At 60.6% G+C, this 15,017-nt stretch carries 10 protein-coding genes and 1 pseudogene; 7 read left to right on the top strand and 4 right to left on the bottom strand.

The window, feature by feature from the left end; genetic code table 11:
* The 5 genes from VSX56_RS13680 to VSX56_RS13660 form a co-directional block, all read left to right on the top strand.
* On the top strand, positions 1–334 hold a 334-nt coding region (locus VSX56_RS13680; RefSeq protein ID WP_350937877.1), incomplete at its 5' end, for a transposase.
* 493 nt (positions 335–827) lie between these two features.
* Entirely contained in the window at positions 828–3,698 is a 2,871-nt protein-coding gene (locus tag VSX56_RS13675) for a DUF4062 domain-containing protein (RefSeq protein WP_350937875.1), read from the top strand.
* The gene (locus tag VSX56_RS13670) at positions 3,688–5,370 is read left to right on the top strand and encodes an SLOG family protein (protein WP_350937873.1); all 1,683 of its coding nucleotides are present in this window, start codon (positions 3,688–3,690) and stop codon (positions 5,368–5,370) included. The genes VSX56_RS13675 and VSX56_RS13670 overlap by 11 nt, the downstream gene beginning before the upstream one ends.
* 563 nt (positions 5,371–5,933) lie before the next feature.
* Positions 5,934–7,778, top strand: a complete 1,845-nt coding sequence (locus VSX56_RS13665) for a TniQ family protein (RefSeq protein ID WP_350937871.1) — start codon at positions 5,934–5,936, stop codon at positions 7,776–7,778.
* 125 nt (positions 7,779–7,903) lie between these two features.
* The gene (locus tag VSX56_RS13660) at positions 7,904–8,503 is read left to right on the top strand and encodes a recombinase family protein (protein ID WP_434096039.1); all 600 of its coding nucleotides are present in this window, start codon (positions 7,904–7,906) and stop codon (positions 8,501–8,503) included.
* Between the two features lie 381 nt (positions 8,504–8,884).
* On the opposite strand, the pseudogene VSX56_RS13655 reads toward VSX56_RS13660, so the two are convergent.
* Together VSX56_RS13655 and VSX56_RS13650 are read right to left on the bottom strand one after the other, a co-directional pair.
* Positions 8,885–9,187: pseudogene (locus tag VSX56_RS13655) on the bottom strand (IS481 family transposase); the annotation flags it as partial.
* 36 nt (positions 9,188–9,223) lie between these two features.
* Entirely contained in the window at positions 9,224–9,901 is a 678-nt protein-coding gene (locus VSX56_RS13650) for an IclR family transcriptional regulator (protein ID WP_350937868.1), read from the bottom strand.
* A 182-nt stretch (positions 9,902–10,083) separates the two neighbouring features.
* On the opposite strand from VSX56_RS13650, the gene VSX56_RS13645 reads away from it, so the two are divergent.
* Entirely contained in the window at positions 10,084–10,899 is an 816-nt protein-coding gene (locus tag VSX56_RS13645; protein ID WP_350937866.1) for an SDR family oxidoreductase, read from the top strand.
* On the top strand, positions 10,892–12,133 hold the full coding sequence (locus VSX56_RS13640) for an AGE family epimerase/isomerase (RefSeq protein ID WP_350937864.1): 1,242 nt from the start codon (positions 10,892–10,894) through the stop codon (positions 12,131–12,133). The genes VSX56_RS13645 and VSX56_RS13640 overlap by 8 nt, the downstream gene beginning before the upstream one ends.
* Before the next feature lie 478 nt (positions 12,134–12,611).
* On the opposite strand, the gene aroE is transcribed toward VSX56_RS13640, so the two are convergent.
* Together aroE and VSX56_RS13630 are read right to left on the bottom strand one after the other, a co-directional pair.
* On the bottom strand, positions 12,612–13,454 hold the full coding sequence (aroE, locus tag VSX56_RS13635; protein ID WP_350937862.1) for a shikimate dehydrogenase: 843 nt from the start codon (positions 13,452–13,454) through the stop codon (positions 12,612–12,614).
* 13 nt (positions 13,455–13,467) lie between these two features.
* Complete coding sequence (locus VSX56_RS13630; protein ID WP_350937860.1) at positions 13,468–14,979, bottom strand: GMC oxidoreductase; 1,512 nt, start codon at positions 14,977–14,979, stop codon at positions 13,468–13,470.
* Between the last annotated feature and the right edge of the window lie 38 nt (positions 14,980–15,017).

Below are 15,017 nucleotides of genomic sequence, written 5' to 3'. Positions count from 1 at the left end.
CGCTGATCAGATGCGTCCGAAACTGCCAAAGCTGGCGACCCTCATGGACGGCGCCGAGGAGGATGTGCTGGCCTACATGACCTTTCCCCAGCAGCATCGAACGAAGCTACACAGCACAAATCCGATGGAGCGCCTAAACGGCGAGATCAAGCGCCGTACGGACGTGGTCGGGATCTTTCCTAATGAGGCTTCGATCCGCCGCCTCGTTGGGGCCATCCTGATGGAGCAGACCGAGGAATGGACCGTCCAGCGCGGTCGATACATGGCACTGGAAACGCTGGCGCCAATCTGCGATGATGTCGTGGGCAGCTTGCCTGCAGCGCAGCGCGACTGATCAGCTCGGCCCGCCAGTCAGCACGAGGCCCGCTATGAGCTACACCATCAGTTGGGACACGATCAGCCGTTCAATACCCAGCGAAGAAATTTCTCAGGTCAGATGGCGGCAACGCAGGAGCGTCGAACAGCTCTGGTCTTCCTAATAACCGGATAAATATATCCCCGCGGGTGGACCATTTCAGAGGGGGCATTCCAATAGCAGTACCAATAGAACCGCTGCTTCGGGATCTCTCAGGGAGAGGTCTCTGGTTGCAGTATTTGAGAAATCGAACGATAAACTTGGCATATGGCGAAGCCGGAACCCACTCGCACTGCATAACGGCGAGGATGTCAGATGCAAGGCGCACGAATGTTGCTTTCACCTAAAGCGAAATCACACTCTAGAATGTGAACGGCGCCGTCGAAAATTCGGTCGAAAACCAATCCTATGAATTTTCTTGACAAATTCAACAACCTGCAGGCGAAGGTCTTGCGTTAATCAGGAAGATAGTGTGGACAGCTTCAATATTTTCCTCAGTTCGGTTTTTGGCGGCATGGAAGAAGAGCGTGATCTCTTCACCCGCTTCGTGCTTCCCCGCGTTCGCATGGCCTGCGAAGAACGCGGCGTGCGCTGCAATGCGATCGATCTACGCTGGGGAGTTGATAGCGACTTAATCCCCGAGGCCTCCATCGTTGAACATTGCCTTGAGCAAATGGATCGGGCTGTGCCTGTGTTCATCGGCTTGGTCAGTAAACGCTACGGCTCCCTGCTGCCGCTAAAGGGCGAGAAAAGCCTCTCTGCCACGCATCATGAATTCCGCCATGCCTTGGCCGCAGATCGGGAGCGGCTGTTCTTCGTCAAAACCACCTCGGAGGCACAGGCCGCGCAGCAAAGCCACGATGGCCTCAGGCAGATGCTCACGGAAATCCCCGCTGCTGAGCGTTTCGACTACTCGGATAGTGGCGAATTATATTCCAAAGCCGTTGCCCAATTAATCACGGTGCTAGAGCGGCATTATCCACTTGAGCTGCCCGCACAACCGCTCGTGCAATCGGCGTATCGCCAGAACGAAGCGCAGCGCGTGCATCTTAGCCGGATTGAAGGACTGGAGCCGGGTTCGGCGCGGTCGCCTCTCGGCTATAATATGATGCAAATCGTGGACCAAGCCGACAAGGCTTTGCCATTGGGGCGCGGCATGGCGCTTATCGAATGCCAGACCTCTGCTGATGCCGAGTTGATCGGAGCAGCAATGGTTGAAAATCTGGCCCGCTCTGACGCGCTCCTCTTCCACCATCAGCATCGCCTCTTCGGTGAATTGAGCGGCGCGCGGGCCATGCGCCGCCTGCTGGCGTTTCTGGCAAAGGCCTGTGGCTGGCCGCCCCAAGACCCGATGGAGATGGGAGATGCCCGGGTGCGGGTGATGGTCTCGCTCCTCCTGCGAGAGCTGGAGACGGAGGGCCGCGTTCTTCGGGTCATCCTCGTCAGGCCAAACCCCGTCGATCTCTTGGAGCAATCTACCCCTCTGCTTATCTCGCCTGCGGTGCGCTTCTTCGTTCTGACGTCACCCGAAGAAATCGCCCCCTTCCCTGAGCGGCAACATGTGCTGACGCTCCCGCCGCAAAAGCCGGAGATGAGCGCAAAGATCATCGCTACCATCGTTGCCCAAAGCGGCAAAGGCGTTGCGATGAATGAAAGGCTGCTCACAGCCCTCACACAAAGCCCAGTGAGCGCGAGCCTAAGCGGCTCTGCCTTACTCGCCTGGACCTTGGTCTCTTGGGGAGATTTGAAGCCCGAAGCCATGAGCCAGAATGACTGGCTCGCAAGCAAGGTGGCGCAAATCTCGCAGCTCACCTCGCCTGATGAGGTTTTTGGGGACCTCTTGCGCGGAGCATCAGTGGCAATCTCGGGCATTATGCCTGAGTTTGCCATCATGGCGGAACTCGTGCTGGATGTGCTGCGCGTCGTCGATACCCCGCTTGAGCTTTCCGAGGTGACGGCGATTGCGGCAGCACTCGCAACAGAGCGCGGGATCTCGATTGATGCCACGCGGCTCGATCTGGCGATGACGCTGCTCGACGGTCTGGGAGGCGTTGTCTCTGGTCAGGGGCTTGCCTATCGGCTGCTCTTCCCCGAGGTCTGGCCGATGCCGGAGGATGCCTCTGAGATCCACCGTCTTGTCGTCATGGCCCTTCTCACGCGCAGCCCCGATGCGCGACGGGCGAGCCTCGCCGGTCGCAGCGCTTTGGACCACCGCCCCCCTGAGCTTCGCCGTCGCCTCGCCATGACGCCAGGCTATCTCGCGGCGATGTCCCCCTCCTTGGCGACGGCGGTTGCCGCAGAGCTTCCGGAATTCGTTGAGGACCTTCAGGCGCTCATCGATAGATCTCCCGATCTAACCATCAGCGCACCCCGCTGCCAAGACGCTTTGGCAGTGATCGCGGGCCTCGCCCTTCATGAGCAAGAAGCCTGCATGGCGCTTGCGAGAAGCCTCGCCGATCATCCCCGGGGGCCTTTGTTCGAAAGCGGATCGGCTGAGGCTGAAGCGGCCCATGCCGCCCTCAGCACGGCACTGCGGGCAGATAGCGCGGGCTTGCGACAAGGGTTTTCCGCTCTCCTTCGAGGGAAAGGCGACACCAAGCTCTTCACCTTGCTGGATGAACAGCGCCAAGCGGAGATCGATCAACTTGGGCTGAGTGGGGAGAAAGGCGACAAGGCGCCCCAAAGAGATGAAGATTTTCGAAGGAATTTCTACCAGCTGCGCCCCAAGGTTCTGAGCATGCAAGAACCGCTGCGCACCCAAAAGCTGCTCTCTGATCTCGTCAGTGTCTTCGCTGTCGCGCCCTTCAGTCAGGAATGCGTCACGGCAAGCCTCGATCTGTCGCAGTCCATGCTCGACCAACTCGGGCGCCGACAAGGTGCCGAGCAAATCGCCCTGAGCCTTTGCCTCTTTGCATGCCTCGCCGCCATCGGCCTTGAGGAAACAAGTTTCGCCAACCAACAGGCCGCTGATCTACAGAGGATCGAGGACCTCGGGCTTAACCTGTCGGATAAAACGGTCCTCCGGCTCGCGCCGGGATCGATGATGCTTGAGACTGTCGACAAGGTCCTCACGCAGCTTCATCACGCAGCACGGTCCCCTGCCTGCGATCGCCAGTTCAGGATTGCCGCCCTAGAGAGCCTCGTCGATCTTCTGGCTCAGTCGGACCGTCGTGACGAAATGCGAAGGGTCGTCACCACCAGCAACCTCTCGCCTGATGAACTCGCACACTTCGAAAACAATTGGGCGGCCTCCCATTTCCCGGCTAACGAACGACTGAGCCCTAAGGACCTGTTGATGGAAAGCGCCATTCTTTTGAGGAGATTCTTGCCCTATGTCCAGTGAGATCCAGGCGGCCGTCGTCCCCTTCCTTGTGGGGTTCACCGGACACCGGCAGATCGATGATCCCCAGGCCCTGCGCCAGCGGCTGAGACAGCTGCTTCGCGAAATTACCCTCGGCGTGAACAACTGCCGCCCGATCTTAATGACTGGGCTGGCAGAGGGGGCCGATCAGATCGCCGCTGATGTCGCGCTGGAGCTCGGCTGGGAGTTGGTGGCCGCTCTGCCCTTCGCGGCCACCGATCACCGCCACGGCGCGCCCGGCACGCCGGAGCGGCAGCGCTTTGATCAATGGTTGGCGCGCGCGAGACATCAGATCAATATCAGTGTCTTAGCACAGCTAGAAACCCGAGAGCCTGATCCCTCGGCCTATGCCGCTCTGGGCCGTTGGCTTGGGCAGTTCTCGCATGTTCTGATCGCGGCCTGGGATGGCGTCGCAAATCGCGATGCAGGCGGGACGAGCGACGTTCTCTTTGAGCGCATGAAGCTTGAGCCGCCACGCAGCAACGCTGGCGATTTGCACGACAGTTGGTCGCTTTCCTATGTCGTCCCGACCCCGCGCAGGGGCCAAGCCAGTATTGCCGTCGCGGGCTGGTACAAGAGCGAGCAGGAACTGGTGGGCGCCACCCCCGCGACCATCCAGACGGGCGAGGCGCTTCGGCCCTTTGCCCGGCTGAACGGGGTGGCCGAACGGCTGGGGCAGGTCGCGGGCAACAGCCATCTGGCGCAGTTTCCAGCCCGCTTTGACGCGGTTGAGAAAAAGGCCAAGGCCAAAGTCACCCGCAGGCGTTGGAACTGGCGCTGGCTTTGTCTTTCCGCGCTGACGGCGGTTGGCGCCCAAGGCATCTATGGCGACTTCGGCGACCGCCTTCCCCAAAGCCTCTCCCTCTCTGCGCTTTGCGTCTTTCTTATGGCCTTGGCTGTGAGTGGATTGATCATTCGGCGCAACCAGCGGCTCGACCTGATGCATGAGGGAGAGCCTTGGGACTTCCGTCTCTTTGCCGAAGTGCTGCGCGTGCTCAGGGCTTGGCGACAAGCGGGTTATGCGAGCACCCGCCCCGAGCTTGTCTCGCTTCTCGGCGCAAGGTCGCATGTCCCGGATTGGATCGTGCAGGCCGTGCGCGGCTTCTCTCTCTCCTGCCTCTGCGGGGAGGCCTCGGAGAGCTGCCGCCACAACGGCGGCCAGCGTCGTGATCTGGAGGCCATGCGTAAGGATTGGATCGAAGGGCAGATCCGCTACTTCCAAGCCAAGGTGAAGCGCGCGAAACGTGCCGAAGGCTGGCGGTGGCTGGCAAGGCGAAGCCTCTATGCGAGCGGCCTTTTTGCGACGATGCGGCTCGTCTGTGATGCGCTTGGCTATGGCGGGCTCATCCCGGATGTCCTGTGGTTCCTCGCAACGGTCTTGCCAGCGGCAGGCGGCGTGATGGTGCTCTCTTTTGATCTCTTTGCGCAGGCAGGCCTTACCCCCGCAGCGCCCGGACTTTTGGCGCGGTTCGAGACTTTGAACGCCTTGGTGAGAGATGAAAAAAACCTCGCTGCGCGTTCCACTGTTCTAAGGCCCGATGAGCCGCTATCTGTGCAATTTGGAGAGACGGGACGCCTCGCGGTGGAGGAGGTCTGCCTCTTTCACAAAGAGGCACAGAGCGCGCGAAGCAAACTCCGCGAGTTCTTGTTCTAAGACAGATATCTTCACAACCGGTGGCGAACCTAGCTCGCCTGCCCCGTCACAACAGGTGCTCGCGGTGCTAGGTTCACACCATTTCTGCTAATGACGACAGTCTTTTCATTCCCCGAGTCGCTCTTGCACAAAGCAGTCTTGGGCTAGAATGCCCGTAATCTCTTAAATTTCATGCCACTGGGGCGGCCTTCGGCGTGCCGAGAGCCGTGAACCGGTTGAGGATGGCAGCGCGGATCTGGACCGCAGTGCGTCGCTTGCCGAGCGCGGCGTGAACGGCGGCTATGGTGGGGGCATGCCGTTGCGGTGCCGCGCCGCCGTCAGGCAGTTCTCCGCCCTTCACGTAGGGTCAAGCCTCCGTGAGGCTGAACCGAGGTCGAGTGGCCGCTTTTGCGTCTTGAGGCGGCTAGTTCACTGCACTGCCGAAAGGCCGCTCCCCGCCCTTCCTGTCGTCGGCAGGTTTCATCGCGAGCCTTTATCAGCGACACGAACTCGCTGATGCTGGGTATGGACGCCTTCAGCTCGAAGGCCTACTACGTGAACTATCAGCATGTCCGGGGAAGATCATGCCCGCCTTACCGATCACCACTCTTTTGGGTGAGCGAGAGCCTGCCTATAGCTATCTCTCGCGTCTGGCTGATCGGAACGCCGTCGATCCGCACGCTTTATGCCGCGACCTTGGCATGGATTTGAAGGCCATCCATCATGGATCCCGCGAAGCAATCCTGAGCTTGGCGGATGTGGGGGGCATCGACCCCGTTTCGTTACTTTCATGGACACCTCAGCGAACTGATCGCCACAAGTATCTATTTCGCGGATATGATCTCACCGCGACACGCTTTCGATCCGCTGCTTGGCGCGGTTGCCCGCAATGCCTTGCGGAAGATGCGGAAACGGACGGGTTGGAGAGGCAACATTTACGAGCGGAATGGGCCCATGAGCTCAGCTTCATATGTGTCAAACACGCCTGTTTCCTTGAGCCCCTTGGCCGGCCGGCCGCCAAGGGACTGTGGCCTGACATCGCCGCCGATCTTCGCAATACTTCAAGGGCATCCAAATCAGAACTCGAGCGGATATCTAGCACCGAATTCGATATCTGGTTTCATCAGCGACTTCTAAATCGACCTGCAGAAGGCTGGCTCATGGGGCTGGAGCTTCAGGTCGCACTGGATTTTTGCGATATGCTCGGTCGTACATTAGTCCGCGACCGTTTCCCTAGACTCAAGGATATGGAACGACGCGACCGCTGGCAGGCCGTTGCACAAGGTTTCGCCATCGCCAACCGCGGTCCTGAGGCAATTAAAGAACAGTTCACCGAATGGCAGCAAACTGAAACCTCGTTTGCCGATGGCCCTCGTCGTCGCTTCGGCGCGCTTTATGACGGGCTTGAAAGGACACACCTCGGCCTAGAATATGCGCCAATTCGTGACATGCTTCGCGCGCATATTCTTGAAACCTGGCCACTCGCGGCAGGACAAAATGTTTTGGGAGAGATCTTGCCGCAGCGAAGATTTCACTCCGTAACAACAGCGGCTCAAGAGGCTTCGTTTTCTGTTCCGCGGGCTCGGGCCATTTTGGTCTCGAAGGGGCATGCCCGACCCGTCGATACAGGCAGACCTCACGCACTGGAGTTGATGCCAGCGACTGTTGTGCAGCCGGTAGTCGATCTGTTGCGGCGCTGTGTTGATGGCAAGCAGCTTTGCCGTCAGCTTGGAATGACGCCGTCTCAATTCAGGACCTTACAACATGCCGGGGTGCTGACGCCTGTTATCGAAGGCTCGGGGTTCAAACCTCTTTGGGATCTGGTCGCAGCTAAAGAGTGGCTCGAGAAGCTTCTTCGGCATTCCTCGGTCATCGCGTTAAAATCGCCGGAATGGCTGGAAGTGGGGGTGGTTTCACAACGCCTTCGTGTTTCTCCGACCGAAGTTTTGGATCTGATAAGTGCGGGGAGCCTCACCCATGTCGGAAGGTTGAAAGGCCAGCATCGTTACGATGCGCTCGTTGTCAAAACAGACGAGGTTGCAAAGCAACTGACGGATCAGCTGTCCGACAAACATATGAACATCCAAACATTCGCGAAGACAGTCGGGCTGCGCTGGCCGCACGCGCGTTGGCTTATCATGAATGCGAAGACACCTTCCACCGTCGCGCGCAACCCCAGATCCGGGGCAATGCAGCACTACGTATCATGCGATGACCTAGAAGAGTTCCATCAACGTTACGCCACAGCGGTCACTCTTGCAGCTGAATACAAGCAAACGTGGCAGATGATCTCGGCCGTATTACGCGAAGCCAGCGCGTGGCGTTATGCTCCCGACGGCAAGGACCTCGGCCAACTATACTTGCGCCAAGATATCCAGAAGCATTTTGAGACCTTCCACATGTTACAGCTTTCTGCATCGACCAAGTAGAAGCGAAACCGTCCGAATGGGGATCGTTCAACGGACGGCTTTGATGTCGTCTCGCGCTTGCTCTGCCAGCAGAAGAAACGTGTCGCGATAGGATGGTACGATTTGTTTATCGCTGAAGGGGGGCCTTGCGTTACACTCCCGTCATGACAAACCTCCGCGTTGGATATGCCCGCTGCTCCACTGATGCTCAGGATCTCGCCGCGCAGCGCGCGGTACTAGAAATACTTGGCGTCGCCTCCGACCGCATCTACACCGACCACGGATTGACTGGGCGAAATCGCGACCGACCTGGGCTTGCCCAAGCGCTGGCCGCCGTGCGCGCGGGCGACACGTTAGTGGTACCCAAGCTCGACCGACTGGCCCGATCTGTGCCGGACGCACGAGATATCGCAGATAGGCTAGCCGAACGCGGGGTTCGACTCGCGCTCGGAAGCACGGTCTATGATCCAGACGATCCAATGGGACGGATGTTCTTCAACGTGCTGGCAACCTTCGCCGAGTTCGAGGCGGATCTAATTCGGCTGCGCACTCGGGAGGGCATGGCGGTGGCCCGAGCCAAAGGGAAGCTGAGGGGCAAGAAACCGAAGCTTTCCGACCGGCAGGCGGCGGAATTGGCACGGATGTACGGGACCGGGGAGTATTCGGTGTCGGATTTGGCCGAGCTTTTCTCTGTCTCTCGGCCGACGGTCTACCGCACGCTGGCACGACAGGATGCGAAACTCTGATTGCGTACACGTCCACCCTGTAGCTCAGTTCATTAAGCGAAAGAGCCGAGGCCACCTTGGGAATAAGGGCGGATTCCGGACCTTCGCTGCGGCAACAAGCCGATGGCCCAACGAAGGTGGAAGCCGACATTCTGAGCGGAGCAAGATCAAGGCTTGTCCTGCATCGCCGCTTGACGGAATAGAGCCCGTAGCAGAAGCGCCACCTTTATGTTGCACGCGCACGCAGCGAAGTGTTTGCTTCGGCGCAGCAAACATTTATGCCGCATTGTAGCCGTGGATCCTGTCGCTCATCCGCATTACAGGAAATTTCTCAGAAGCATTGGCTGCGTTGCGGAGCTTTCTGACGTTCGCTGCACATGCAGCGTTGTTTGCGGGCAGTGGCGCCGAGCGTGTCAGGTGCGGGATGGGCGGATGAGGCGCATAGGGGCAGTCATCAAGCGGCAGCAGCGTGTGGCGTCGAGACGCGACGATAGCCGCCTACTCAGCCCTCGGGAGGACCATAGAACGTGGCGTCTTTAGGCCCATCTTGAGATCATCAACTGTCTGCCGTCTACGCCACTTCGCAACTGTCTTTGGGTTGATCCCCAGCTCCCGGCACAGCATCGCGAGCGAAGCTTGCGATCGCTGTATTGCTGCTCTTACGGCGTGCGCGGTCGTGGCGCTTCCGTGACAAACTTGTCCCATAAGGCATCTTTCAATTTCTGCAAAAGGATCAAACTCCTAGCTCTCGATTAACTCCGACATCGCACCGGCCAGTTCGTCCAATCGCGACGGGGTTAGCCGATTGCCCGGACCGGTCACCCCGAAACCGGCGCGCATCTCGCCATCCTCGATCCAGGGCACCGCGACCGCTGCAACGCCGTCGAAGACCTTCTCGTGATCGATCGCGTAGCCGCGGCGGGCGATGTCCTCTACGTTCCGGCGCAGGTCTTGGCTGATCTCGGTGCGGGCCCTCAAAGATGGGTTGTAGGCAAGGAAGAGTTGTCCGATGGCCGAACCTATCATCGTCACACGCTGACCCGTCTGCGCGGCGACGTGGAGAAGCTTGCGGCTCTCGATGGCGTCGAGAAAGTAAATGTCGTCGCCCGATGGCACAGCGAGGAAAACCGTTTCGCCCGTCATCTCGAAGAGCGCCTCCAGTTTCGGACGCAGGGTCTCCCGCAGCTCAGCATCGTTCCCGGCCACCCGAGCGATGTTCAGGATGCGATCCCCGAGATGGTAGCGGACATCTCCCTGGCGCCGCTTCACATATCCGAGTGCGACCAGCGTGTTGAGCAGGTTGTGCGCCGTGGGCGTCGTGAGCCCGGAAATGTCAGTAATTTCCTTCAGTTTTGCAGACCCTCCGGAACGGGCCAGAATTTCAAGAAGGTGGAGTGCGCGAGAGACAGACTGGATCATTGCGGACCTTCATCATTACAGAGTTTCAGCATAGTGGAAAGTCTAGCGAGAAAATTGCCCAAGTCACTCGGCAAAAATGAAAAAATCGTGGAACTCGCATTGGCTCGCTTCGTTGGTAGACCGAGCGGAAAGACACCTTGCCCCGCTGTCAACCGGCCACGCGCCATAGAGAGGAATTTTCCATGAAGGACCGTCTGGACGACCTGCTTCCCCCCGTCGAATACATCACCGATGCCTACAAAGGATCGGACAAGCTGAAGGACAAGCGCGTCCTAATCACCGGCGGTGACAGCGGCATCGGGCGTGCCGTGGCACTGCACATGGCGCGGGAGGGTGCGCGCGTCGCGATCCTGTACCATTCCGACGCCAAAAGTGCGGAGCAGACCCGCCAGGGCATTGAGGCCGAAGGGGCTGAGGCGCTGGTGCTGCAGGGCGACACCGGTAGCGCGGAGAGCTGTGCGACCACGGTGGCCGCCGTCGTCGAGGCCTGGGGCGGCATCGATGTGCTAGTGAACAACGCTGGGATGCAGAAGCCCTACGCGGCGCAGGCCGACATCTCCGACGCCGAGTGGCAGCAGCATTTCGACGTGAATATGAACGGTATTTTCCACACGACCCGCGCCGCGTTGGAGCACATGAAAGAAGGCGGCAGTATCATCAACACCACCTCGGTCAATGCCTATGTCGGCAATGCTGCCTTGGTGCCCTACACGGCGACCAAAGGGGCCATCGTCGGCTATACCCGAGCGCTTGCGCTGCAGCTGATCGAACGGGGGATCCGCGTCAACCAGGTGGCGCCCGGACCGGTTGCCACTGAGATCCAGCTTGTCTTCAAGGATTTCGACGAAGAGATGCTTAAGGAAATGTCCTCTCCGATGGGGCGCCTCGGGCAACCGCGTGAACTGGGCCCGGCCTATGTCTTCCTGGCCTGCCAAGATAGCAGCTTCATGACCGGTCAGACGCTGCACGTGAACGGGGGGATGATTACCAATGGATGACCTCCGGACCCCCGTCCAGCGGTCCGCCTTCTGGGCAGACCGCGAGGATCACCGTCAATGGCTGCGCACAGAAGGGCGTCACCTGTTGCGGCATTACGCAAAGGCTCGCGTGCCCAACGGCTTCGCGACACTGGGCAACGATGGCACTCTGGTCGATGACACCCCTCAGGGTATCATCACAGCGCGGAAGGTGCATTGCTATTCCATTGCCAGCCTCATGGGCCTGCCCGGTTCTGCCTCGCTGGCCGAACATGGTGTGGCCGCGTTGCTGGACGGCCCGCTGCGGGATCGTGAGCGCGACGGCTGGTTCGCCGATGCGGCGGGGCCGTCGCGGAAGAAGGCCTATTTGCACGCCTTCATTGGGCTGGCCGGCGCCTCCGCCACGATGGCCGGGGTCCCCCGCGGCGACGAGCTGATGCAGGCCGCGGTTGCCGTGATCGACGACCATTTCTGGATCGAGGCCGAGCAGGTGATGCAGCCCTCGTTCGCGGCCGACTGGTCCAACCCGGAAGCCTACCGCGGGGCCAACTGCAACATGCACACCCTCGAGGCCTGTCTCGCGCTGCTGGATGCCACCGATGACACCCGCTGGCTGGACCGGGCTTTGGCTCTTGCGCGGCGGTTCGGTCACGAGATCCCATCCGCGCAGGGCGGCACCCTGCCGGAGCATTTCTCGCCCGCTTGGGAAATTCTGCCAGACTACGGGTCCGACCAGCCTGCCGACGACACTCGCCCTTGGGGCTTGACCCCCGGCCACCACGCGGAGTGGGGCGGACTTCTGCTGAAGGTCGAAGCCGCCTGCCTCGCTGTTGGACGCTCTGCTCCCGCGTGGCTTCTAACTGATGCAATCGCGCTCTTCGACATGGCCGTATCGCTCGGTTGGGCACCGGATGGTCATCCGGGCATGGTCTACACGGTAGGCTTCGACGGCGCCGTCTCGGTTGCGAACCGCGCTTACTGGGTGCAGGCCGAATTGGCGAATACCGCCTTGATGTTGCTGCGCCGCACCGGAGAGCCGCGCTTCGACACGGTCTACCGTCAGGCATGGGATTTCATAGCGGACCGGCTGATCGACCCGAGCGACGGCAGTTGGCGGCACGAAATCGACGCCGAGGGCGCCCTGAGCGGGGTAGTCTATCCGACCCGAGAGGATCTCTATCACGATTTCCAGGCCACGATAACGCCTTTGATCCCAGTGTCAGCCTCACTCGCCGGCGGCATTCTGAGGACATGAGGCCCTCATCCCGCGACCAAGTTCGTCACGGAAGCGCCACGACCGCGCACGCCGTCAGAGTAGCAATACAGAGATCGCAAGCTTCGCTTGCGACGCTGGGCCCGATTCACTAGATGCCGAGATTGAACACCTAACTCTACCGGCCCGCTGACGGACTGGCGTCCAAGTGTCTCATGCTGCATGAATGCTCGGTTCAGGGTATGCTTAAGCGGATATTGCAACTCGAGAAATAGTAGCTATGAGCCGTCACGCACCTTTCAACCCGCAAGGGCCGCAAGACGAAGTACACCTCGACGCCGCGTGATGGCTCCTATGGTTCGCAGGTCGACACTGCGTTGTGGCCAGCAATCCTGTCAAAACAGCACACTTGAGACATATCCCTTTGGGTGGCGCGTGACCTCCGTTCTGCCGGGCGATGTTTTGTAGCCAAAAAAGAGATCCAAGTGTCCGACGCTTTAAAGGGTTGTCGGTCCCGGCTCTACATGTTGAGTTCCAACAAGGCCTGCCGCATCACCTGCGGATCGACGTCAAGCCCGGTCCAGTATTTTACGCCGATCACGCCCTGCTGCACCAGCATACCGAGCCCGTCAACCGTCTTGCAGCCGCGATCCTTGGCGGCCTGAAGCAGGCGTGTCAGGGGTGGGTTGTGAATTCCGTCAGCGACGACCATCTCCGGTGTCAGGCTGTCGGTGTCGATGTCGGGCATTGCGTCGATGTCCGGATACAGACCGACGGACGTGGCGTGAATCACGATGTCTGTGCCAGCCGGCACGACAAAGGTGCCGTCCCACGGGGCGTAACTTGCCTGCGTGTCCGTGCGTCTATTCAACAGGTCGACGACCGCACGTCCCCGCCCGGCGGTGCGATTGACGACGGTTATCCGCGCGGCGCCGGCCAGCGCCATCTCTACCGCAACCGCCCGCGCTGCACCGCCCGCACCGAACAGGACGACAAATTTGCCCGCCGGATCCACGACCGATTTCAGTGCCGCGACAAAGCCGCGCCCGTCGGTGTTTTCACCGATCAACCGGTCGCCGTCGCGCACGATGGTATTGACGGCCCCTATGATCTCGGCAGATGTCCCCAAGCCATCGAGGTGGTCGATCACGGCGACCTTGTGCGGAATAGAACAGTTGAAGCCGCGCCAGCCCATTGCCCGCGCGCCGCGCACGGCGTCGGCCAGATCGTCGGGTGCGACCTCGACGTTGATGTAGCGCCAATCGAGACCGTGGTGTCGGTAGGCAGCCTCGATCATCGCGACGGTCGGGTTTTCGGCTGCGGGTTGCGCGAAGGAGCCGGTCAGCGGCAGCAGGAAGTTCATAGGGCGTGTCCTTTCAGATGGCGCGCGTGTTGCGCAGATGCGCGCCGACCCGCAGCGCCTGGGCTGCGATGGTCAGTGCCGGGTTCAGCGCGGCGGAAGAGGGAAAGAACCCCGCGTCCACCACGTAAAGGTTCGGATGATCATGCGCGCGGCACATGGCGTCGAGCGCCGATCTCGCCGGATCATCGCCCATCCGCACCGTGCCGCATTGGTGCGAGGGGGCCTGAATGCCGAAGCTGTGACGCAGAACGACCGGGAACCCGGCCCGGCGCAGCACATGCCTGACATGGCGCACGAACCGATCATGGGCGGCCCGCCCGCCGGGGCGGTAATCGACCTGCACCCGGTCATCGTCCAGAAGACGCACGCGGCTCTCGCGGTCGGGCAGATCCTCGCCCATCGCCAGCACGTCGACGGAGTGGCGGGCCAACCAGTCGGCCACGAACTGCGGCGTTCCGGGATACGTTGCACGGATCATCGCACCCTGGATCTTGCCCAGCATCTGGATGTTGCCGCGCGCATCGGGATCGTCTGGCAAACCGTGATAGAAGTCGTTCGACGACAGTGTTTTGGGGAACTTCGTGGTGTTTGTAGTGAAGGGCTTCACCCCCATCACTCCGGTCAGGTGATGGTTCATCAGGTATCGGCCCACGACGTCGGACCGGTTGGCAATTCCGTCCGGTGCCGCCTCACAGGCGGACCGCAGCAGGATCAGTGCGGAATTGATCGCCCCAGCGCTGAGAACAAAGACCTGAGCTTCCACGCGCAGGATCTCCCCGGACCGGAGCACCTCTGCGGCGACGATACGCTTGCCCTCGCCATCGGCAATCAGCCGCGTGACTTCCGCGTTGCGTTCCAGCCGCACGTCTGGATGCGTCAGGAGCGGACGGAGCACGCGGGTATCCGCGTCACCCTTGGCGTCGAACCGGCAGGCAAAGGCATCGCAGGTGCCGCAGCGCCGGCAGGTGCCATCGGGGCCATAATCGATTGCCGATGGCATCGCAAATGGGTGCAGCCCCTGCGCGCGCAACCGATCCGACAGCGCGGCAATCACTGGCTCGTGCGGGATCGCGGCGTGGGGGAAGGCATCGCGGGGCGGCTCGGTCGGATCGACACCTGCCGCGCCGCGCACGCCATACAGGCGCTCGGCTGCGGCGTAGTATGGCGCAAGATCGGCGTAGCTGACCGGCCAGGCGGGGGATGTGGCGCCGTCGATCTGCGCCTGCGTGAAGTCACTTTCGCGGAAGCGGAACATCGCGGTGCCGTAGAACTTCGTATGCCCGCCGACATAGTAGTATTGACCGGGCCGATAGGCTGCCCCCTTCGCGTCCACCCATTCCTCTGTCGTCTTGTACCGTGACTGGACGAAAACCGCCTCTGCATCGCTGTTCTGCAGCTCGTTCGGCAGATCGTCACCGCGTTCGAGGATCAGGATTTTCGCGCCGCTGCCTGCGAGTTGATGCGCCACGGCAGAACCACCCACCCCCGAGCCGACAATCGCGATATCCGTTTTTATGATCTGCATCACGCCCTCCCGGGTTTCCGCTCAACAGATGCCAAGCC

It is taken from the genome of Thioclava kandeliae (assembly GCF_040297545.1).
Lineage (GTDB): Bacteria > Pseudomonadota > Alphaproteobacteria > Rhodobacterales > Rhodobacteraceae > Thioclava > Thioclava kandeliae.
This window is presented reverse-complemented; position numbering and strand designations above follow the sequence as displayed.